The following is a 22080-nucleotide window of genomic DNA, read 5'->3' as shown; positions in this document are numbered from 1 at the left end:
GACGGAGCCGACAGTTTCCTCTTCACGCGCTCGGCGTTGTGCGCAATCACGTGCGTACCGATGGCAGACTCGTGGAGGACCGCGGGCCTGTCGTAACCATCCGGTCGACGGGCCCTAGCGCATTGCAGGTTCATCGCAACGGGCCTGCGCAGCCGCCAAACCGCGGCAAGCGCGGTTTAGGCTGAAGGCGGGTCAGCGCTGGCCTCGCATTGATCAAGCGTGCCAGTTACCATCACTTTTTCAGCAATTAGGGCGCTGCTTCCTCTGCTGGACGCAGCAGAAGGGGGAAACGCGCATCATGCATCGCCTTACCGGCTTCAGCCCGACCCTGACCTTCGCCGAGAACTCGGCCAATGCGCGGCCACAGCGACTGGATGGCGATGTGACCTTCACCGCCATAGGCAACGATTGGACTGGCGGACGGATCAGCCTGAGCGGGCTATTGGCCGAGGACCGTGTCTCTGTGCTGCACACCGGCAACGGGCTGGGCCAGATCGGCGTCTCCGGCAGCACGATCAGCTATGGCGGGGTCGCCATTGGCACGGCCTCGGGCGGGGTGGGGAAGCCTTCACGGTCACGCTGAACGACGCGGCCACGGCGGCGGCGATCGAGGCGCTGGTCGAGAACCTCGCCTATCGCAACGTCAGCAACACGCCGACGGCCAGCCGCACGCTCAGCCTCGCCATCGTGGATGGCGCGGGCGAGGGGCTCGTGCCGACCGCGCGGCCGACCTTCAGCGCGGCGAATCCCTTCGGCGCCATCAGCGCCGACAGCTTCGCGAGGCCGGCCTTGATCGACGTGACAGGCGACGGCCTGCTCGATCTCGTTCTCGCCAGCGGCGATACCACCAGCCTCAATAACCTGCCCATCTACCGCAACACCGGCACCGGGTTCACCGAGCTGACCACCCCGGTTCCGGGCTTGCCGGGGCCATTTGTCTTCACCGCGACAAGAGCCGTTGCGCTGGATTTCAACAACGACGGCAGGCTGGATCTTGATGTAGCAAACAGGATTTTTCTGAAGACCGATTCGGGATTTGTCGAATCAACGGATTATCTGATCCGAGAAGTTCAGGGACCGAATATCGGTTTTTCTTCCCCGTCCCGTCTTTTCGACGTTGACAAGGACGGAAGAACGGATGCGCTGATAGGTCAGGTGTGGTATCACAACACAGGATCCGGCTATCTCCGTGATAGTCTTGGCCTGGACATTCCCTTCTCCACAGCCGGCAGCATCCTGCAGACGATAGCCCTTACAAATGAATTCCGGCCGATTTTCTTTCATGACGTGAACTATGACGGCCTGATTGATTTCGTCGCCTCCAGTATCGAAGCAGGCCAGACGCGGATGAGCGTGTGGCTGAATGACGGACTTCAGTTCAACAGGCTCTCAGCCGCCGAAAATCCCTTGTACGATGTCATTTCTTTCACGCCTTTCAGCGCGGGGAACAGCTCCGAGTTCGCGCTGGGCGACATCAACAATGACGGCTTGTATGACGTCGTCATCGGCAATAGCCGAGGGCAGCTCGTCACCTGGATCAACACGACACCCCGGACGGTTGACATCTCGGTCCGCGTTCTCCCGCAGACGGACGCACCGACCGGCCCCCGCACCACGGCCCTTCCGGCGCTGCCCGAGGACGCGACCGGGCAGATCACCACTGCCCAACTGCTGGCGGGCTGGACGGATAGCGATGGCGACACGCTCTCGGTCACGGAGCTGGTCCAGCTCTCAGGCGCACCCGGCACGCTGACGAACAACGGCAACGGCACCTGGAGCTTCCGCGGCGCGCCGAACGACGATGGCAGCGTGAGCTTCCTCTACACCGTCAGCGATGGCGAGTTCGAAGTGACGAGAGCGGCCACGCTCGATCTGCTGCCCGTCAACGACGCGCCCGTCCTGTCGAACGATGCCACCCTCACCCTGGCCGAGGACGCCGCGGCCACGCCGCTCGGTCTCGGGGCGCCGACCGACGTCGAGAACGCGCCGCTTGCCATCACCGTCCTCGCGATCCCGGACCCGACCATCGGCAGGGTCTTCCTCGCCGATGGCGTGACCGCGCTCGCGGTCGGCGCCCGACTCGATGCCGCCAGCGTCGCCGGGCTTGTCTTCATCGCCGCGCGGGATGCCTCCGGCACTGCGGGCGCCTTCCGCTACAGCGTCAGCGACGGCACCACGACCGTGACGCGGCAGGTCGCGATCAATGTCACGCCGGTGCTCGATACCTTCCTTGGCACGGCGCAGGCGGAGACGCTGGTGGGCACGATCGGCGCCGACAGCCTGGCCGGGTTTGATGGGGCCGACAGCCTGCTGGGCGGCGCGGGCGCGGACACGCTGGATGGCGGGCTGGGCGCCGACACGATGGAGGGGGGCGCGGGCGACGACACCTATGTCGTCGAGAATGCCGGCGATCGCGTGGTCGAGGCGACGGGCGCCGGGACCGACCATGTGCAGTCCTCGGTTGCCTTTTCGCTGGTGGGGCAGGCCATCGAGCACCTGACGCTGACCGGCGCGGTTGCGATCAACGGCACGGGCAATGAGCTTGGCAACCGCCTCATCGGCAATGGCGCGGCGAACCTGATGCAGGGCCTCGACGGCGCGGACACGCTGGATGGCGGGCTGGGCGCCGACACGATGGAGGGCGGGGCGGGCGACGACACCTATGTGGTGGAGAACGCCGGCGACCGTGTGGTGGATGCGGCGGGCGCCGGCACCGACCTTGTGCAGTCCTCGGTGACCTTCAGCCTTGTGGGATAGGCCATCGAGCACCTGACGCTGACCGGCGCGTCTGCGATCAACGGCACGGGCAATGAGCTTGGCAATCGCCTCATCGGCAATGGCGCGGCGAACCTGATGCAGGGCCTCGACGGCGCGGACACGCTGGATGGCGGGCTCGGCGCCGATACGATGGAGGGCGGGCTCAGCGACGACCTCTATATCGTCGAGAATGCCGGCGACCGCGTAGTCGAGGCAGCGGGCGCCGGGACCGACCATGTGCGGTCCTCGCTTGCCTTCTCCCTCGTGGGACAGGCGATCGAGCACCTGACGCTGACTGGGGCGGGCGTGATCAATGGCACGGGGAACGAGTTCGCCAACCGCGTCATCGGCAATGGCGCGGCGAACCTGCTGCAGGGCCTAGACGGCGCGGACACGCTGGATGGCGGGCTGGGCGCGGACACGATGGAGGGCGGGACGGGCGATGACACCTATGTCGTCGAGAATGCCGGCGACCGCGTGGTTGAAGCGGCGGGCGCCGGCACCGACCATGTGCTGTCCTCCGTTGGCTACTCCCTTGCGGGGCAGGCCATCGAGCACCTGACGCTGACCGGCGCGTCTGCGATCAACGGCACGGGGAACGGGCTCGCCAACCGCCTCATCGGCAATGGCGCGGCGAACCTGCTGCGTGGGCTGAACGGCGCGGACACGCTGGATGGCGGGCTGGGCGCCGACACGATGGAGGGCGGGGCGGGCGACGATACCTATCTCGTCGAGAATGCCGGCGACCGTGTGGTGGAAGCGCCGGGCGCCGGGACCGACCAGGTGCGGTCCTCCCTTGCCTTCAGCCTTGTGGGGCTTGCCGTCGAGAACCTGACGCTGACCGGCGCCGCGGCGATCAACGGCATGGGGAATGAGCTGTCCAACCGGATCATCGGCAATGGAGCGGCCAATGTGATCGACGGGGGGCGGGCGCGGACACGATGGAGGGGGGCGCCGGCGACGACACCTATTTCGTCGAGTCTGCCTTCGACCGCGTGGTGGAAGCGCCGGGCGCCGGCATCGACCATGTGCTGTCCTCCGTTGGCTACTCCCTTGCGGGGCAGGCCATCGAGCACCTGACGCTGACCAGCGTGGGGGCGTTCGGCGGCTTCGGCAACGAGTTGGCGAACCGCATCATCGGCCACCTTGGGAATAACCTGCTGCGGGGCTTCGACGGTGCGGATACGCTGGATGGCGGGCAGGGCGCCGACACGATGGAAGGCGGGCTCGGCGACGACACCTTTGTCGTCGACAGCACTGGTGATGTTTTGGTCGAGGCAGCGGGCGCCGGGATCGACCATGTGCTGTCCTCGATTGCCTGCAATTTGGCGGGAACGGAAATCGAGCACCTGACGTTGACAGGCGCGGCGACGATCAACGGCACCGGAAACACGGTGGCCAACCGCATCATCGGCAATGGCGCGGCGAATGTGATCGACGGCGGGCTGGGCGCCGACACCTATGTCGTGGACGATGCCGGCGACCGCGTTGTGGAAGCGACGGGTGCCGGCATCGATCATGTGCAGTCTTCCGCCACCTTCAGCCTTGCGGGACAGGCGATCGAGCACCTGACGCTGACCGGCGCGGCGGCAATCAACGGCACCGGCAATGAGCTTGCCAACCGCATCACCGGCAATGGCGCGGCGAATGTCATCAACGGCGGCACTGGCAACGACACGGTGATCGGTGGCGGTGGCGCGGACACGCTGAACGGCGACGGGCCGGGAGGAGGCAGCGACATTTTCTGCTACGGCGCGGCGTCCGAAGGGGGCGATGTCATCACGGGGTATCTGTCGGCAGAGGATACCATCGAGGTTTCGGCCAGCGGTTTCGGCGGCGGACTGGTCCTTGGCATGTCGTTGAGTTTGACGGGTCGCTTCTTCATGAATGATACCGGCGCGGCGGTAACCGCCGGGGTTGGGCAGTTCGTGTATGTGACCGACGCTCAGCGCCTGTGGTGGGATGTGGACGGCACCGGCGGCGTTGGCGGTGTCTTGATCGCGACGATATCCGGTTCCACCGGCGGCTTCGGACACCACGACATCGTCGTGATCGCGTAGGCGAGCGTGCCGTGTGGCACGCTCAGCCGGCGCCTCGCCTCAGGCCTGCGATGTGTTCTGCCGCACCGCACCTGCGACGAAAGCATCCACCGCGCTGTCGGAATAGCGGACGGTCTTGCTGGTGATGACCTTGCCCCTTGGATGCCCCCGGAATGAGCTAGGGTCCGTCGGATGGAGACGGATGATGAAGCGATCGAGGTTTACGCAGGGTTGAGCCGCAAAGCGGATCAACAGCATCGCGGTGCTGAAGGAGCACCAGGTGGGAGCGACGGCGCCGGAGCTGTGCCGCAAGCACGGTATCAGCGAGTCGACGTTCTACGCCTGGCGATCGAAGTACGGGGGCATGGAGGTGTCGGATGCCCGCAAGCTGAAGAGCCTTGAGGAGGAGAACGCGCGGCTGAAGAAGCTGCTGGCGGAATCCATGCTCGATGTGTCGACGCTGCGGGAGATGTTGGCGAAAAACTTCTGACGCCCGGCTCGCGGAGGAAAACCGTGATCTGGGCGATCGAGGAGAAGGACTATTCGCAGCGGCGCGCCTGCCAACTCGTCGGTATGGCACCGAAGACGTACCGCTATGTCTCGCGACGCGCTGACGACGGCGAAGTCCGCGTTCGGCTGCGGGCGCTGGCGAATGAGCGTCGACGGTTCGGCTACCGGCGCCTGGTTCGATCCAGTGGATCGAACCCTGCTGGCGCGGGAGGGACAACGGCTGCACCACAAGAAGCTGTTCCGCCTGTACCGGGCGGAACGCCTCGGGGTGCGGCGGCGCGGCGGACGCAAGCGCGCGCTGGGCACGCGGGCGCCGATGGCAGTACCGCAGGGGAAGAACCAACGCTGGTCGCTGGACTTCGTCTCCGATGCGCTGGCCTGCGGGCGGAGGCTCCGCGTGCTGGGAGTCGTGGACGACTTCCCCCGAGAGTGCCTGGCGCTGGTGGTGGATACCTCGCTGTCGGGGCTGCGCGTCGGGCGTGAGCTCGACCGGATCATGGCGCTGCGCGGCCGTCCGGCGCTGATCGTCAGTGACAATGGCACCGAGCTGACCTCGCACGCGATGCTGCGCTGGCAGCAGGAGCGTGGCGTCGGCTGGCACTACATCGCGCCGGGCAAGCCACAGCAGAACGGCTTCGTCGAGAGCTTCAATGGCCGGTTCCGCGACGAGTGCCTGAACGAGCACCTGTTCGGCAGCCCGCCCGCGGCGCGCCGGATCATTAAGGCATGGAGGAGCGACTACAACACGACCCGCCCACACACGAGCCTGAACGGGCTCACCCCAGCAGCCTTTGCAAGCCGCCCCGCATCGAGGCAAATGCAGAACCTGCTCTGCTTAGGAACGAGGGCAATTAGGGGGCAGGGTCACTGGCACGTCAGGTTCAGGGTTGGGGCCGTCGCGCGCGCGGCGGGCGACGCCCTCTGGCGGCCGGATCTAGATCACCAGGAAGTCCGCCGCCGTCACGCCGAGGCCGGGCGTGAGGGTGGCGAACTGCACGGCCCCGATCGCGCCCGTTCCGTCCACGTCATGCCACAATGCGCCGGTCGCGCTGTTGTAGATGATGCGGCTGGCGCCAGTGGTGGCCGAAGAGCCGGTGACGAAGGCAGCGGCCGCCAGCACACCGACACCCAACCCGCCGAAGACCGCGGCGGACAGGACGATGGTGTCGTCCACCGCCGTGAAGTCGGTGAGTTGGTCGATATTCGCCGCGCCGGCTGCGGTGGTGAAGAGGAAGCGGTCCGCGCCCGCCCCGCCGGTCAGCGTGTCATGGCCGAGCCCGCCACTGAGCGTGTCGGCGTCGAGCCCGCCATTGATCACATTGGCCGCGCCATTGCCGAGGATGCTGTTGGCGTAGGAGTTGCCCGTGCCATTGATGGCCGCCGTGCCGGTGAGGGTGAGGTTCTCGATGTGCTGCCCGGCGAGGCTGAAGGTCACCGAGGCGCGCACATGGTCGGTGCCCGCCCCGGTCGCCTCGATCACGCGGTCGCCGGCATCGTCCACGATGTAGGTGTCGTTGCCGTCCCCGCCGCGCATGGTGTCGGCGCCGAGCCCGCCATTGATCACATTGGCTGCGGCATTGCCGAGGATGCTGTTGGCGTAGGAGTTGCCGGTGCCGTTGATGGCCGCCGTGCCGGTGAGGGTGAGGTTCTCGATGTGCTGCCCGGCGAGGCTGAAGGTCACCGAGGCCTGCACATGGTCGGTGCCCGCCCNTGCCGTTGATGGCCGCCGTGCCGGTGAGGGTGAGGTTCTCGATGTGCTGCCCGGCGAGGCTGAAGGTCACCGAGGCCTGCACATGGTCGGTGCCCGCCCCGGTCGCCTCGATCACGCGGTCGCCGGCATCGTCCACGATGTAGGTGTCGTTGCCGTCCCCGCCGCGCATGGTGTCGGCGCCGAGCCCGCCATTGATCGCATTGGCAGCGTCATTGCCGAGGATGGTGTTGGCGAGGGAGTTGCCAGTGCCATTGATGGCCGCGCTGCCGGTCAGCGTCAGGTTCTCGATGTACTGCCCTGCGAGGGAGAAGGTCACCGAGGATCGCACGAGGTCGGTGCCGGCGCCGCTCGCCTCGATCACGCGGTCACCGGAATTATCCACGATGTAGGTGTCGTCACCGGCTTCGCCGCTCATCGTGTCGGCGCCGAGCCCGCCATCCAGCGTTTCACTGCCGGCACCGCCGAGGAGGGTGTCGTCACCGGCGCCGCCGATGGCAACCTCGAAGCCGATGAGGCTGTTCACCAGGCCACCCGCCACAGCGAATTTGCCGTTGCGGAGGTCGATCAGCACGTCGCGGTCGCCGATTCCGGAGACATCGAACCTGTCGGTGCCCGCGCCGCCGCTGAAGGTGTTGGCTGTGATGCGGATTGAACCACTGGTGAGCAGGGTGAGCGACAGCAGGTCGTCGCCCGCACCCAGGTCGATCGCGTTGTTGGAGATCGCGCCCGAACCAGAGTTGAAGGGCGTGCCTGTCACGCCTAAGGAGATCGCCACCTTGTCCGCGAAGCCGCCGGACAGGAGTGCCCCCTGGACGGTGTTGAACGCGATGGTCGCGCTGGCCCGCCCGTCGCTCAAGAAGCCCGTGCCGGCGACGGCGATGGCTTCGAGGCGCAGGTCGAGCGCCCCTGTCGCGATGATGGTGTTGACGTCGACGAAGGCGACAGCGTCCCCGCCCACGTCACCTTCGGATCCATCGTTCCCGTATGCCCCGTCAGAGCCAAATGGGGCATCGTCGACAGGACCCAAGCCATAGCCGCCCCGGCCGCCCTGGCCGCCCAGGCCGCCCCAGCCTCCCGCGCCGGCATTGCCGCCGATCGCTTCGGCCTTCAGCGTCACCCTGCCGTGGCCGAGCGAAATGGTCGTGTTCAGGATCGAGGAGGTTGCCCCGCCACCGTCGCCGCCGTCGCCGCCGTCACCCCCATCGCCACCATCGCCACCCGGCTCGGGGTAGGAAAAGACGATCCACTCATCAAAGTCGAAGTCGTAATAGATGTCTCCATCCATCCCATCGCTGCCCCAGCTCCCCTCGCCGCCTTCGCCGCCCCGGCCGCCCTGGCCGCCCTGCGCCTTTGCCACCAGCGTCAGCGTGTCGCTGGCCGCCTGGCGCAGATCGAAGCCCAGTCCATCGATGAGACCAGTGACGGCATCGCCGTCGGCGCCCCTGCCGCCTGCTGCGCCTGTGCCGCCCCAGCTGCCCCCCGCGCCCTCGGCGCCCACGGCATGCACCGTGTAGGAGAGGCTGTCGGCGAGGGTCGATCCGTCGACATGGGGGAAGGCGGCTGGCGCCATCGCAAGGTTTCCGGTCCCCGCCGGCGCGCCGCCCAGCACGACATCGCGCAGCAGCGCGCTCGGCGCGACCGTCAGGGTGAAGTTGGTCGTGAGGAAAAGTCCGCCCGGGTCCGTTGCCGTGATGGCGAGGTTGAGGGAAGGCGGCGGCGCATTGCCAAGGTCGAACAGCGCCGTGGTGTAGAGTTTGTTGTCGACCACGGCGAAACGCGCGTCGGTGACCGAGAAGGTCAGGGCATCACCCTGCGGGTCGGTGCCCGACAGGGTGCCGATCAATCTCCCGCCTTCCCGGGCCGCGAGGGCCGTGTTGCTCAGTAGGATGCTGGTCGGTGGTGCATTGCTCATCGCGGTATCTTCACAGGGAAACAGAAGATTACATGCCGAGGCGTCCTGTTATCAATAAATTACCCGTCGGAAGGCGTTGAACGGCCCATGTCTGCCCCCCGCGACCTGGGCGGGGCGCTGAGGGGGGCCGGGTCCAGGTGGCCCTGGCCGCCGGATGCCGGTGGCAGGTGGTGGCGTCGCGCCGATCGGCCTGGGCGCCGGGCCGCGGGTTCAAGCCCGACAGCGCCCACCAGCCAGACCCGTCCAGAGTCCCCGCACGCGCCGCCCAGAGGCTTCCCGCCTTGGTCGTCAGGTCCTTGCGCCCCGGGCATGACCGCCTCCGGTGGGGAAGCGGCTGCGCGGGACAGGTCGGGTCGTCTGGCGCCGCGGCGTCCGGGACACGCCCGCGGAGGAGGCCCGCAATCGCTTCCGGCGCCCGCGTGTCGGGTGCCTGCCCGGGCGAGGCGCCGGGAGAAGCGGGCGGTCAGGTCAGGCGAGGTCTGGCGTCGCCCAGCGACCCATCCAGCGTCCTGAAGCGCAACTCCGCCTCCACGCCATCGTCGCGCCCCGGCACGGGTGAGCGGAGCGTGAGCTGCGCGCCGACCTGCCCGGCGATGGACTGCACGATGGACAGGCCAAGCCCGGATCCCCTGCCGCCATGTGAGACGAAGGGTTTCGCGAGATGCGCAAGCCGCGTGGCCTGCACGACGGGGCCGCCATTCCTGACGCGCAGGACGCCCTGCGCCGTCACCGAGACCTCGACGCGCCCATCGGCCGGGCCATGCGTCAGCGCGTTCTCCACCAGGTTGCGCAGCAGGATCGCCAGCGTGTCGAGATCCCCGGCCACCATCAGTCGCTCCAGCCCGCCATCGTCGATGTCGAGCCGCTCTCCGACATCGACCTGCGCGGCGAATTCCTCCACCACCAGATGCAGCGGCACCAGCAGGTCCACCGGTTCCAGCCGCAGCGCCACGCCGGCCTCCGCCCGGGCGAGCTGCAGCAGCTTCTCGATGCGCCGGGCAAGGCGCCGCAGGCCCTGGATCATCGCCTCGGCCTGGGCTTGTCCGTCATGGCCCGGCGGCAGGCGGGCCGCGAGCCATTGCCCCTGCGCCAGCGCGGCGGCGATCGGCGTGCGCAGTTCATGCGCCGCCGTGGCGCTGAAGTTGCGCTCCGTCTCCAGCGCCTGGCGCAGGCGGCGCAGCAGCAGGTTCACGTCGTCGCGGATCGGCAGCAATTCGGCCGGCAGGCCCGGATCCTCGATCGGCGCCAGGTTCGCTCCCCCGCGCGCGGCGATCTCCGCCTTCAGCTTCGCCACCGGCGCGAAGCCCCGCCGCACCGCCCAGGGCACGCCGAGGATCGAGAGCAGCGTCAGGCCGAGCAGCGGCAGCATCAGCTGCTCGACCGTATGCTCCATGGTGTGGTCGCGGTGGTCCGGCGGCTCGGCCACCATCAGCAGCCAGCGCCCATCGACCGAGGGCTCGGTGTAGCTGCGCGTGCCCGTCGCATCCGAGAAACCCGGCGCGGGCGCCGTGGCGAGCGGCGCCGCCGCCGTGCTGTGGGAGCGCAGCAGCACCCGCCCGGACGTGTCGAACAGCCGGTAGGTGATGTATTCGTCATGCGGCAGCGCCTCGGTCACCACCGGGCCGTCGCCGGGGCGGAGGGCGGCGATCTGCTCCGACTGCCGGGCGGTGATGTCGGACATCAGGCGCTGCGCGGTCTCCTGCAGGATGGAGTCGAAGACCTCATCCACCTCGCTACGCACCGCCCACATCGCCGCCACCACCGCGACCAGCCACATCGCGATGAGCCCGGCGACGAGCGAGAGCGTCAGCCGCCCCGCCATGCTCCGAGGCATCATGTCCGCACCCGATAGCCGACGCCGCGCAGCGTATCGATCACCCCGGAGCCGAGCTTCTTGCGGATGCGGCTGATGCGCACCTCCACCGCGTTGCTCTCCGCCTCCTCGCCATAGGCGTAGAGCGCCTGCTCGATCTGCTCGCGGGAGACGATCGCGCCGGGCCGGCGCAGCAGCCGGTCCATGATCGCCCACTCCCGCCCGGTCAGCGGCACGTCCTGGCCGGCGACGCTGGCGCGGCGGTCGGCGAGGTTGAGTTCGACCTCGCCCAGCATGACGGAGGGCGCGGCCTGGCTGCGCGCGCGCCGCGCCACGGCATCGACGCGCGCGGCGAGTTCATCAAGGTCGAAGGGCTTCACCAGATAGTCATCGGCGCCCGCCTTCAGCCCGGCGATGCGGTCCGTGATCTGGTCGCGCGCCGTCAGCACGATGGTGGGCCGCCAATCGCCGCGCCCGCGCATGGCGCGCAGCAGCGTCAGGCCCGAGCCATCCGGCAGCCCGAGATCGAGCAGCAGCAGCCCGTATTCCACCGTGGCCAGCGCCGCCTCGGCCTCGTCGAGATTGCCGACAAGATCGACGGCATGGCCCGCGAGGGAGAGGTGCCCCTGTACCCCGCCGCCCAGCGCCGCGTCATCCTCGACCAGCAAGATACGCATCCGCGTCTCATGTCCCCGCCATGGCGCAAGTGTAACGCAGACACGACACTTCCGTCAGTCTGGCGTCAGCTAGGCGGCCTACCCCGGCACCAGGTGCGGCGCGCTCGCACCGCCTGCTGGAGACTGCCCGATGCCCATCCCCGTGACCAAGATCTTCCTTGCCGCTGCTGCGACCGGTGTCGGTGGCTACACCTTGCTCCCGCAGGAAGGTGGCGACTTCGCCCTGCCCGGCATGGGCGTCTTCGTCGCGGCGATGGGTGACCTGAACGGGGATGGCATCGCCGAGATCGTCGCCGGCGTGCCCGGCAATTCGGACCAGTCGCCGGGCGGCGGGCGGGTCTACATCACCTTCGGCAGCGCCTCCGGGGGCGGTGCCATCGGCCTGGGTGACGCGCTGAGCCAGATGCGCATCGACGGTGCGGTGGCGGGCGACCATGTCGGCTTCGCCGTCGCCGGCATCGCCGACCAGAATGGCGATGGCCTGCCCGATCTGCTGATCGGCGTGCCGCTGGCCGAGCGCGGCACGCTGGTGGATGCCGGGGCCGCCTATGTGGTCTTCGCCAGCGCCACGCCGGGGAGCGTCGATCTCAACGACCTGGGCAGCGCCGGCTCCGGCGAGGGCTTCGTGATCCGCGGCGAGGCGGCGGGCGACAAGGCCGGCGCCGCCCTCGCGGCCATCGGCGACCTCAACGGCGATGGCCGGGCGGAGATCCTGGTCGGCGCGGCGGGCAGCAACGCCGGGGGCGCCGATTCCGGGGCCGCCTATGTCGTCTGGGGCCGGGCTACGGACAGCCCCGTGCTGCTCAGCGCCGCCACCGCCGGCACCGCGGGCTTTCGCATCCGTGGCGAGGCGGCGGGCGATGCCGCGGGCACCTCGATCCTGGCCATCGCCGACCTGAACGGCGACGGTCTGGGCGAGATCCTGCTCGGCGCGCCGGGCAATGATGCGGGCGGGCGGGAGGCCGGCGCGGCCTATGTCGTCTTCGGCAAGGCCAGCGGGACGGAGGTGAATCTCGACGACGTCGCGATCGGCGTCGGCGGCTTCCGCATCACCGGCGCGCGCGCGGGCGACCTTGCCGGGATGCGCGTCGCCGCGCTGGGCGATGTCAACGCCGATGGCCTCGCGGACATGCTCATCACCGCCAGCGAGGAGGCCTTCGTCGTCTTCGGCCAGTCCGGCACGGATGAGATCAAGCTCTCCAAGGTGCGCGACGGCATCGGCGGCTACGACATCCGCGCCGAGGCGCCGGGCGACATGCTCGACATGGTGGTGGCGGGCGGCGGCGACCTGAACCGCGATGGCGTGAACGACCTCGTCATCGGCGCGCGCCACAACGACGAGGGCGGCGGCGAGGCCGGGGCCGTCTATGTCGTCTGGGGCGGCGCGAGCGCGCGGGTGGATCTCTCCGCCGTGGCGATGGGCGCCGGCGGGGCGAAGATCGTGGGCGCGGCCGGTAGCGGCACGGGCGCCAGCGTGGCCGTGGTCGCGGACATGAACGGCGATGCGGCCGCGGATCTCCTCATCGGCGCGCCCGGTGCGGGCACCGAAACGGTGAGCGTGCTCTACGCGCCGCTCGCCTGGCAGCCGGATGCGAACATCTACGGCACCAATGATCCGGACATCATCGATCTCGGCTATGGCGGCCTGCATGTCGTGGGCGCGGGGGCCGACAGCATCTACGCCCTGGATGGCGCGGATTCCGTCTTTGCCGGCGCTGGCGACGATGTGATCGATGGCGGCCAGGGCGCGGATACGCTGGCGGGCGGCGCGGGCAACGACCTCTATGTTTTGGACTCGCCGCTCGATGTGGTCATCGAGGCTGCGGGCGAAGGTGCGGACACGGTGGTGTCCGGGGCCAGCTACACGCTCGGCGCCGAGATCGAGGCGCTGCGCCTGACCACCGCCGGGCGCATCGGCACGGGCAATGACGGCGCCAACACGATGCTCGGCAGCACCGGCGCCGATACGCTGCGCGGCGCGGGCGGGGCGGATACGCTGCTCGGCGATGCCGGCAATGACCGGCTGGAGGGCGGTCTCGGCGCGGACAGCCTCCTGGGCGGCGCGGGCAATGATGTCTATGTCGTGGACGAGGCCGGCGACGTGGTGGTGGAGGCCGCCGGCGGCGGTGCGGACACCATCCTCAGCGGCATCGACATGACGCTCACCGCCGAGGTGGAGGCGCTGGTGCTGACCGGCACGGCGCACCGCGGCACCGGCAATGCGGGCGCGAACCTGCTGGTCGGCGGGCTGGGCAACGATACGCTCGATGGCGCGCTTGGCGCGGACACGATGCTGGGCGGTGCCGGTGACGACCGCTACCTGGTGGATGACGCGCTGGATCGCGTCACGGAACTGGCCGGCGGCGGCGCCGACACCGTGGTCGCCTCGGTCGCGCATACGCTGGGCGCGGAGGTCGAGACGCTGGTGCTGACCGGCGCCGCCCGGCGCGGCACGGGCAATGCGCAGGCCAACCGCATCCAGGGCACGAGCGGTGCGGACACGCTGGACGGCGCCGGCGGGGCGGACACGCTGCTGGGCGGCGCGAACCACGACACCTACATCATCGATTCCGCCGGCGATGTCGTGGTGGAGCTGGCCGGTGGCGGCCGCGACACGGTGATCTCCGCCCTCGACATGACCCTGGGCGCGGAGCTCGAGGCGCTGGTGCTGACCGGCGCGGCCCGGCAGGGCACCGGCAATGCCCAGGCCAACCGGATCACCGGCAGCGACGGCCATGACAGCCTCTCGGGCCTCGATGGCGCGGACACGCTGCTCGGCGGCCTGGGCAACGACCTGCTGGAGGGCGGCCTCGGGGCGGACAGCATGGCAGGGGGCGCGGGCGATGACCGCTATTTGGTCGATACGCTCGGCGAGCGCACCATCGAGACCGCGGGCGGCGGCATCGACACGGTGGTCGCGACGCTCGACTGGACGCTCGCCGCCGAGGTCGAGCATCTTGAGCTTGCGGGCGCGGCGCATCGCGGCATCGGCAATGCCGGCGACAACAGCCTGCGCGGCGGCGCGGGCGATGACCGGCTGGATGGCATGGCCGGCGCCGACACCCTCGATGGCGGCGCGGGCGCGGACACCATGGCCGGCGGCGCGGGCAACGACACCTATGTCATCACCGACCCCGGCGACCGCGTGATCGAAGGCGCGACGGGCGGCTTCGACACCGTCATCGTCTCCACCGACTGGACCCTGGCGACGCATATCGAGGCCGTGCAGCTGCTGGGCTCGGGCCATCACCTCACCGGCAATGCGGCGGCGAACCTGCTCAGCGGCAATGCCGGCGCCGATACGCTCGATGGCGGCGACGGCGACGACGTGATGCTGGGCGGCGATGGCGAGGACGTGCTGATCTGCGCCGCGGGCGCGGACACGCTCTCGGGCGGGGCGGGCGATGACCGCTTCGAGGTGCATGGCGGGCGCGCGCATGTCGAGGATTTCCTCGGGCATGACACGATCGACGCCTCGGATGCCGCGGGCAACAGCTACATCGATCTCTCCGGTGAGACGGAGTCGGAGATCGAGCTGGAGATCTGCGATTTCGGCCAGGGCGGCAGCGCCGCCGGGCCGCTCGACCTGCAATTCCTGCAGGACCTCACCGGCTCCTTCGCCGATGACATCGCGACGGTGCGCGCGCTGGTGCCACAGATCGTCACGGCGCTGACCACGGTGCAGCCCGACAGCACCTTCGGCGTCTCCACCTTCCGCGACAAGCCCATCGGCGCCTTCGGCTCCGTGGGCGACTGGGTCTATCGGCAGGATGCCGCGCTATCGAAGAATATCCCCGCGCTGACCGCGGCCTATACCGCCATGTCCGCCGCCAATGGCAATGACGGGCCGGAGGCGCAGATCGAGGCGCTGATGCAGCTTTCCCTGCATGTCGCCGATATTGGCTTCCGCACCAATTCCGCGCGCTTCGTCGTGCTGTTCACCGATGCGCCCTTCCATAGCGCGGGCGATGGTGCGGCGGCGGGCATTCTCACGCCCAACAATGGCGATGGCGTGCTCGACGGCACGCCGCCGGGCACGGGCGAGGACTACCCTGCCATCGCGCAACTCCGCACGGCGCTGGAGGCGGCGAACATTATCCCCATCTTCTGCGTCGCCGGCGGCAATGACGCGGCCTACCAGGCCCTGGTCACGCAGCTCGGCCGGGGTGCGGAGGTGACGCTCAGCGCCGACAGTTCCAACGTCGTTGCCGCCATCACGGCCGGGCTCACCGCCGTGACGCGCACCAGCATCGAGGATGCCTGGGGCGGGGCCGGCGCCGACACGCTGCGCGGCAATGACGCCGCCAATGCGCTCGAGGGCCGGGACGGCGATGACAGCCTGGTGGGGGGCGCGGGCGCCGATACGCTGGTCGGCGGGGCCGGCAATGATTGCTACGTCGTCGAGGATGCCGGGGACGACATCGCCGAGGACGCGCTCGGCGGCAATGACCGCGTTGAGGCCTGGGTGGACTGGACCCTGGAGGCCGAGGTCGAAACGCTGCTGCTGCGCGGTGGTGCCGTGCATGGCATCGGCCATGCCGGGGCCAACCTGCTCGCCACCACGGATGCGGGCGGCTGGCTGGAAGGCCTCGACGGGCGCGACACGCTGCGTGGCGGGCTGGGGGCGGATACGCTCGATGGCGGGCTTGGCGCGGACAGCATGGCGGGCGGCGCGGGCGACGACACCTACCGGGTGGATGACGCGCTCGACCGCATCCTGGAAGCGGCGGGGGGCGGCATCGATACGGTGATCAGCACCATCAGCCTGACGCTGCGCGCGGAGCTGGAGGTGCTGCGCCTGGAAGGCGGCGCCCTGAACGGCACCGGCAATGCCGCCGCGAACACGCTTTATGGCACGGCCGGGGTCAACGTGCTCTCGGGCCTGGATGGCGACGATGTGCTGCTCGGCGATGCAGGGGCGGATGTGCTGAAGGGCGGCAATGGCGCGGATACGCTCGAGGGCGGCGCGGGCGCCGACAAGCTCTATGGCGGGGCCGGGGCGGATGTCTTCCGCTTCGCTGCGCTGCCGGATGCCGCCGACCGGATCTACGATTTCGCGGCGCCGGACGACACCATCGCCGTCTCGGCAGCAGGCTTCGGCGGAATGCTGGTGGCCGGGGCCGATGTGGCGGCCGGCAACCTGCTGGTGTTCGGCGCCACGGCGACGGCCGCGCATGGCCAGTTCCTCTACGAGCAGGCGCTCGGCCGGCTCTCCTGGGATGGGGACGGCACGGGGGCCATGGGCCGCGTGGTGGTCGCGGTGCTCACCGGCGCGCCGGCGCTCGACGCGGCGGACCTGACGATCATCGCCTGAGGCCGCGGTGATCGCGGGGGCTCGCGGCGGGGCCGCCCGGTCGCGCTTGACCGGGCCCGAACGCGGCAGGATCGTGAAGCCCGCGACCTAGAGCAATATGCGTTCAGATGGAATCGTCTGAACGCATTTCTCGCTCTAGATTCAAGGATTTCCAGAGCACGAGCTGCGTTCATCAGAACGCAGCGTGCTCTAGGGTCGAACCGCCCAGCGGATCGGGAAGAGCAAGTGCATGCAGGGCAACCGAGAGGGTGAAGCGAGGGCCGCGGCGGCGGCGCAGAGGCGGGACGCTTCTGGGGCCGAGGTCGCGCAGGGCAACAACAGGAGCGTCGTGTAGCGCCATGGCCGCCAATCCACTCGACGGATTCGTCGTTGACCCCGCAAGGATCCGCTATGTGGGGGAGGGTCTGCAGCGTCCCGAATGCATCCTGGCGGAGCGCGATGGGTCGCTCTGGGCCGCCGATGCGCGGGGCGGGGTGATGCATATCCGCCCCGACGGCACGCAGGGTCTGGTCGCCCAACGCGCCGAAACAGGTTTCGCCGAAGCCGCCGACGAGGCGGCGCGCTACGTCTCGGGCACGCTGCCCAATGGGCTGGCCTTCGCATCGAACGGCGATTTCCTCATCTCCAATTTCGGCACGGATCGCCTTGAGCGCATGACGCGGGCCGGCGAGACCCGCGTGATCGCCGATACGCTGGACGGGCAGCCGATCGGCAAGGTGAATTTCGTGCTCCGCGACAGCCAGGACCGGATCTGGCTCACCATCTCCACGCGGACGAAGAACTGGATGCGGGCGATGAGCCCCGCGATCCGCGATGGCTTCGTCGCGCTGTACGACAAGGGGCGGCTGCGCATCGTGGCCGACGGCTTCGCCTTCACGAACGAGATCCGCCTCGATGCGCGCGAGGAGTGGCTCTACGTCGCCGAGACCTGCGCGCGGCGCGTCACGCGCCTCAGGGTGCGTGCCGATGGCGAGCTGACGGACCGCGAGACCTTCGGTCCGGAGGATCATGGCGCCTTCATCGATGGCATCGCCTTCGACGCGCACGGCAATCTCTGGGGCACGCATGTGATGACGGATCGCATCTTCGCCATCACGCCCGATGGCGATCTGCGCATCCTGCTCGACGACGATCGAGGCAGCGTGGCGGGCAGGGCACTCATGGCCGCCTTCGCGCAGGACGCGGCGACGCCGGACCTCATGCTCGCGGCCGGCGGAACGATCGCACCCTGGTTCGCCAGCGTGACCTTTGGCGGTCCCGACCTGCGGACGGTCTATGTCGGCTCGCTTCGCGGGACGCGGATCCCCTGCTTCCGCTCGCCCATCGCAGGGCTGCCGATGGTGCATTGGTAGCCGCTGCCGAGGCCGTCGCCGACGCGCCGAGCGACGCCGCGGCCCAGACCGCCCTGCTCGGCGCGCCCGGTGCGCAACATGCGCGCCGATGACGGGGCCGGCCTGCGCCCGGTGGGGGCATCGCGCCCGCCGCTACACCCCGGAGGCCCGCGTCGAGGCGGGCACCTCTGCCCTGATCCCCTTCACCCTGGATACCGACTCGGCCGTCTGGGGGGCATCGGCCAAGCCTCATCGGGGAGCGCCTTCCGGACCGGTGGGCGTGGAACTGCAACATCGCCGGCATTGGCCGGAACACCGGCGGGGCCGAGGCCGGCGTGCTGCCGGCCGGCGCGCACCACATCGAGGTGTCCAGCAACACCCACCACAGCGAAGGTCCGCCGCTGAACCTGCGCTTCGACATCACCGAGATCGCGCGCGTCTGCCGCATCGCCCATGGCACCTTCCGGCCCGAGGCTTGCGACAGCCAGTTCCGCAAGACCGCCAACGGCGCGGTCGGGCGCAACGCCCTCGAGCGCGAGCGGGACCGGGTCCAAGACCCGCTGCTGTTCCGCCCCACGGCACCGGCCCCCGGTGGCGGCGGCCTGGTTCCTGCCATGAAGGGTGCGACCCTCGGCTTCGGCGGGCATGCGGCGGCGACACGACCCCGCGGGCCGCGGCGCGCCTTCGCGCGCTCGGCCCTCTGGCCGCAGGTCGGAACTTCCTGCGCTTGGTCTCAGGCCGCGATCGGAAGCGGCAGGGGCGCCTTGTGCAAAGGCTGGCCCTGCATCTCAGCGAGGCATTCGAAGAGGAAGACGACCTCGATCCGGCCCTTGGCCGGTACGGGAACCGCGCGCTCTCCCACGAAGCCAAGCCCGCATTCCTCAAGAACGCGGATCGACCGCTTGTTCCCCTGCATGGCGTAGGCCCCGACCCGGTGCGCCCCCAATTCGGGCCAGGCGATGCGCAGCGCCTCGGCGACCGCGCCCTTGGCGGCGCCGCGGCCCTGGAACGCGGTCCCGATCCAGCAGGTCATCAAGGCGAGGTCACGATCATCGGGGGCCAGGCGGAGCCGGAACCAGCCTGCGACCACCGGGTCGCACCCTTCATCCGTGACCTCGATGACCATCGGCAGCGAGGAACCGTCCGCCGCTTCCGCCAACTCGCGGCCGATGCGCTGGCGGGCGAAGGCCTCATCCATGCTTTGCGGCCACTCGGCAAGCCAACAGCCGATCTCGGGGCAGAGGAGGTCGGCGAGTGCCCTTGCGTCATCCAGCCTTGCGCGACGCAGCGTGATCGGCGACGCCACTGGTGAGATGTAGCTCATTGTCTTCCATCCTCGAAGGTCGCAGCCCGCCCGGCTGCCGGGTAAAGATGTGTTGACGATCCTGGCACCTTCATTCAATGGAGAAAGGCGGCATCAGCACAACCGCGCGCAAATTTGCCGGGCTTCACGCCCCGAACGCCCCATCCGCAGGCCTGGGTAGGGCCCGGGCGCCGGCCCTGGTGTCTTGCGATCTCGCAACGCTGTGCGGATCAAGGCCGCGCCGCGGGACCGTCGGGTGGCGTAAGACGATGAGGAGGCCTATGCGTCGAAGGGACAAGCACGGCCAGCAGGCTCGGGTGCTGTCCTGCTGGGCAGGGGGGGTGCCGCAGCGCCCGCCAGCCACCCTCCTGGTCACCACCTGCCGGCGCGCCCAATGACCCAGCAGGGCGATGACCTGTCCGGTAGCCTCGGGGCTGCCGCCTGCGACCACGCGGCCGCTGCCACCGAAGCTGCCCCGGTGCCGCGGGGGACGCTGCATCTGGCCGGCGAAAATCTGGCCGCGGCGGTGGAGCACATGCCGCTCGGGCTCGCCTTCTTCGACAGCGATGTCCGCCTCATTCTCTCCAACAGCCGTTATCGGACCATGCTGCGGCTGCCCGCGCATGCGGTCCGGCCCGGTGTCAGCCTGCGGGAGGTGATCGCCTGCGCCGTCGCCCATGGGCAACATCCGGGGCGGGCGGTGGATGACATCCTCGCCGAGCGACTTGCCATCTTCGCCGCCGGGAAGCCGGCCTCCCTGCTCACGCAGTTCGGCGACGGGCGCACGCTGGAGACGACCTACAGGCCCATGCCCAAGGGCGGCTGGGTCGCGGTCTATCAGGATGTCACGAAGAGCGAGCGGCGGATCGCCGAGTTGCGGCGCGCGGATGCGGAGTTGCGGACCCAGAACCTGCTTTTCGACGCCGCGCTCGACAACATGTCCCACGGCATCACCATGTGGGATGGCAAGGAAAGGCTGGTTGTCGTCAACCGTCGCTACTACGAGCTGACGGGCGCGAGCCCTGCCATGGTCTGGCGCGGGATGACCTATCGGGAGATGGCCTCCTCCTTCGCGGATGCAGGCTACTTCCCGTCCCAGATGGCCGAGCAGGTCTATGCCAGGCGGCGCGAGCAGGTGCGCGCCGGGGCCGGGGTGCGCCACCTCGACCAGCTCGCCTCGGGCGTGATCCTGGCGAGCCGCCATCAATTGCTGCCGGATGGGGGCTGGGTCTCGGTCTTCGAGGACGTGACGGATCTGCAGCGGGCGGAGGCCCGCATCACCCACATGGCGCTGCATGACGCGATGACGGGCCTGCCGAACCGCGTGCTGTTCCGCCAGAAGCTGGAAGAGGCGCTGGCCGGCGCGCGGCGCGGCGCGCTGTGCGCCGTGCTGTGCCTCGACCTGGACGACTTCAAATCCGTCAATGACACGCTGGGCCACCCGATCGGCGATGCGCTGTTGCGCTGCGTCACCGAGCGGCTGCGCTCGGCGCTGCGCGAATTGGACACGGTGGCGCGCCTCGGTGGCGACGAGTTCGCCATCATCCAGACCTCCGTGAGACAGCCGGAGGATACGACCTCGCTTGCCGAGCGTCTCGTCAGGCTGATTTCGGAGCCTTACGCCATCGGGGGCCACCAGGTGGCCGTGGGCGTGAGCATCGGCATCGCCATGCCGCCGGCGGATGGCGATGACCCGGATACCCTGCTCAAGCACGCGGACCTCGCCCTCTACCGGGCGAAGGACAATGGGCGGGGGGGCTATTGCCTCTTCGATGCCGAGATCGGCGCGCAGATGCAGGCGCGCCACGCGCTGGAGATGGATCTGCGCCACGCCATCACGGCGCAGGAGTTCGAGCTTCACTACCAGCCGCTGGTCAGGATCCCAGGCCGGCAGCCCATCGGCTTCGAGGCGCTGCTGCGCTGGCGTCATCCCACGCGTGGCCTGGTGGCGCCTGCGGACTTCATCCCGCTCGCGGAGAATATCGGGCTCATCGTGCCGATCGGCGAATGGGTGCTTCGCACCGCCTGCACGGAGGCGGCCGGCTGGCCGGCCGGCATCAAGGTGGCGGTGAACATCTCGGCAGCGCAGTTTCGTGCCCCTGGGCTGGCCGACAGCGTCATCGCGATCCTGCGCGAAACCGGCCTGCCGGCGGAGCGGCTCGAGATCGAGATCACGGAGACGGTGCTGCTGCACGACAGCGCGGAGATGCTCGCGACACTCCATCGGCTGCGGGCGGTCGGTGTCTCCATCGCGCTGGACGATTTCGGCACCGGCTATGCCTCCCTGGCGACACTGCGTCGCTTCCCGTTCAACCTGGTCAAGATCGACCGCAGTTTCGTCTCCGATGCCGGGGTGGGGGGGGATGCGAGCGGTGCCATCGTGCGGGCGGTGGCCAATCTCTGCACCGCGCTTGGCATGACCGCGACGGTCGAGGGGGTGGAGACCGAGGCCCAGCTTTCCTGGCTTACCGCCGAGGGCTTCACCATCGCCCAGGGCTACCTCTTCGGTCGGCCAGCGCCGGTCGATGCCGTGCGCCGGCGCCTCGGGCTGCAACCCCTCGAGCAGGCCGCACCCGACTGAATTCGGGCCGAGCCCCATGGATCACGGGCGTGATGAGCCCAGGTCTGCGCAGGCGTCCGCCTCGACATATCGTGCAGGCTGTGCGGGGCGGCTGGCGTCCGCGATCCGGTGTCCCGCAGACTCTCCATTTGC

Annotated in this window: 11 protein-coding genes and 3 pseudogenes; 8 read left to right on the top strand and 6 right to left on the bottom strand. The window is 69.3% G+C overall.

Annotated features, from left to right (window positions below; all coding sequences use genetic code 11):
• The first annotated feature begins 298 nt into the window (after positions 1-298).
• From AC2D9U_RS14060 to AC2D9U_RS14045, 4 genes and pseudogenes are all read left to right on the top strand, one after another.
• Positions 299-583 carry a hypothetical protein gene (locus tag AC2D9U_RS14060; protein ID WP_484749981.1) on the top strand — a complete coding sequence of 95 codons (285 nt, stop codon included), beginning with the start codon at positions 299-301 and terminating at the stop codon, positions 581-583.
• A 104-nt stretch (positions 584-687) separates the two neighbouring features.
• Positions 688-2757: a cadherin-like domain-containing protein gene (locus AC2D9U_RS14055; protein ID WP_484749979.1), complete on the top strand. Its 2070-nt coding sequence runs from the start codon at positions 688-690 to the stop codon at positions 2755-2757.
• 3 nt (positions 2758-2760) lie between these two features.
• Positions 2761-3468 (top strand): annotated as a pseudogene (locus AC2D9U_RS14050) (calcium-binding protein); the annotation flags it as partial.
• Between the two features lie 230 nt (positions 3469-3698).
• On the top strand, positions 3699-4817 hold the full coding sequence (locus tag AC2D9U_RS14045; RefSeq protein WP_484749978.1) for a calcium-binding protein: 1119 nt from the start codon (positions 3699-3701) through the stop codon (positions 4815-4817).
• 39 nt (positions 4818-4856) lie between these two features.
• Here the strand turns inward: AC2D9U_RS14045 and AC2D9U_RS14040 are convergent, their stop codons facing one another.
• On the bottom strand, positions 4857-5054 hold the full coding sequence (locus tag AC2D9U_RS14040; protein WP_484749976.1) for a hypothetical protein: 198 nt from the start codon (positions 5052-5054) through the stop codon (positions 4857-4859).
• Here AC2D9U_RS14040 and AC2D9U_RS14035 point away from each other — a divergent pair.
• A pseudogene (locus tag AC2D9U_RS14035) lies at positions 5044-6108 on the top strand (IS3 family transposase); the annotation flags it as partial. The gene AC2D9U_RS14040 and the pseudogene AC2D9U_RS14035 sit on opposite strands and share 11 nt — an antisense overlap.
• A gap of 132 nt (positions 6109-6240) precedes the next feature.
• Here the strand turns inward: AC2D9U_RS14035 and AC2D9U_RS14030 are convergent.
• The 4 genes and pseudogenes from AC2D9U_RS14030 to AC2D9U_RS14015 form a co-directional block, all read right to left on the bottom strand.
• Complete coding sequence (locus tag AC2D9U_RS14030) at positions 6241-6741, bottom strand: calcium-binding protein (RefSeq protein WP_484750304.1); 501 nt, start codon at positions 6739-6741, stop codon at positions 6241-6243.
• Positions 6742-7171: 430 nt separating this feature from the next.
• A pseudogene (locus AC2D9U_RS14025) lies at positions 7172-8302 on the bottom strand (calcium-binding protein); the annotation flags it as partial.
• A gap of 1090 nt (positions 8303-9392) precedes the next feature.
• Positions 9393-10751: an ATP-binding protein gene (locus AC2D9U_RS14020; protein WP_484749974.1), complete on the bottom strand. Its 1359-nt coding sequence runs from the start codon at positions 10749-10751 to the stop codon at positions 9393-9395.
• 11 nt (positions 10752-10762) lie between these two features.
• Positions 10763-11419 carry a response regulator gene (locus tag AC2D9U_RS14015; protein ID WP_484749973.1) on the bottom strand — a complete coding sequence of 219 codons (657 nt, stop codon included), beginning with the start codon at positions 11417-11419 and terminating at the stop codon, positions 10763-10765.
• A gap of 130 nt (positions 11420-11549) precedes the next feature.
• On the opposite strand from AC2D9U_RS14015, the gene AC2D9U_RS14010 reads away from it, so the two are divergent.
• Together AC2D9U_RS14010 and AC2D9U_RS14005 are read left to right on the top strand one after the other, a co-directional pair.
• Positions 11550-16733, top strand: coding sequence for a hypothetical protein (locus AC2D9U_RS14010; protein ID WP_484749971.1), 5184 nt, complete (start codon positions 11550-11552; stop codon positions 16731-16733).
• A 338-nt stretch (positions 16734-17071) separates the two neighbouring features.
• Positions 17072-18085 (top strand): SMP-30/gluconolactonase/LRE family protein, encoded by a 1014-nt coding sequence (locus AC2D9U_RS14005; RefSeq protein WP_484749969.1) that lies wholly within the window; start codon positions 17072-17074, stop codon positions 18083-18085.
• Positions 18086-18797: 712 nt separating this feature from the next.
• On the opposite strand, the gene AC2D9U_RS14000 is transcribed toward AC2D9U_RS14005, so the two are convergent.
• Positions 18798-19466 (bottom strand): GNAT family N-acetyltransferase, encoded by a 669-nt coding sequence (locus AC2D9U_RS14000; protein WP_484749967.1) that lies wholly within the window; start codon positions 19464-19466, stop codon positions 18798-18800.
• A gap of 295 nt (positions 19467-19761) precedes the next feature.
• Here AC2D9U_RS14000 and AC2D9U_RS13995 point away from each other — a divergent pair, with 295 nt between their 5' ends.
• A complete protein-coding gene (locus AC2D9U_RS13995; RefSeq protein WP_484749965.1) occupies positions 19762-21948 on the top strand; it encodes a putative bifunctional diguanylate cyclase/phosphodiesterase in 2187 nt (728 codons plus the stop codon).
• The last annotated feature ends 132 nt before the right edge of the window (positions 21949-22080 follow it).

This window comes from Roseomonas sp. TF40 (genome assembly GCF_057219975.1).
This window is presented reverse-complemented; position numbering and strand designations above follow the sequence as displayed.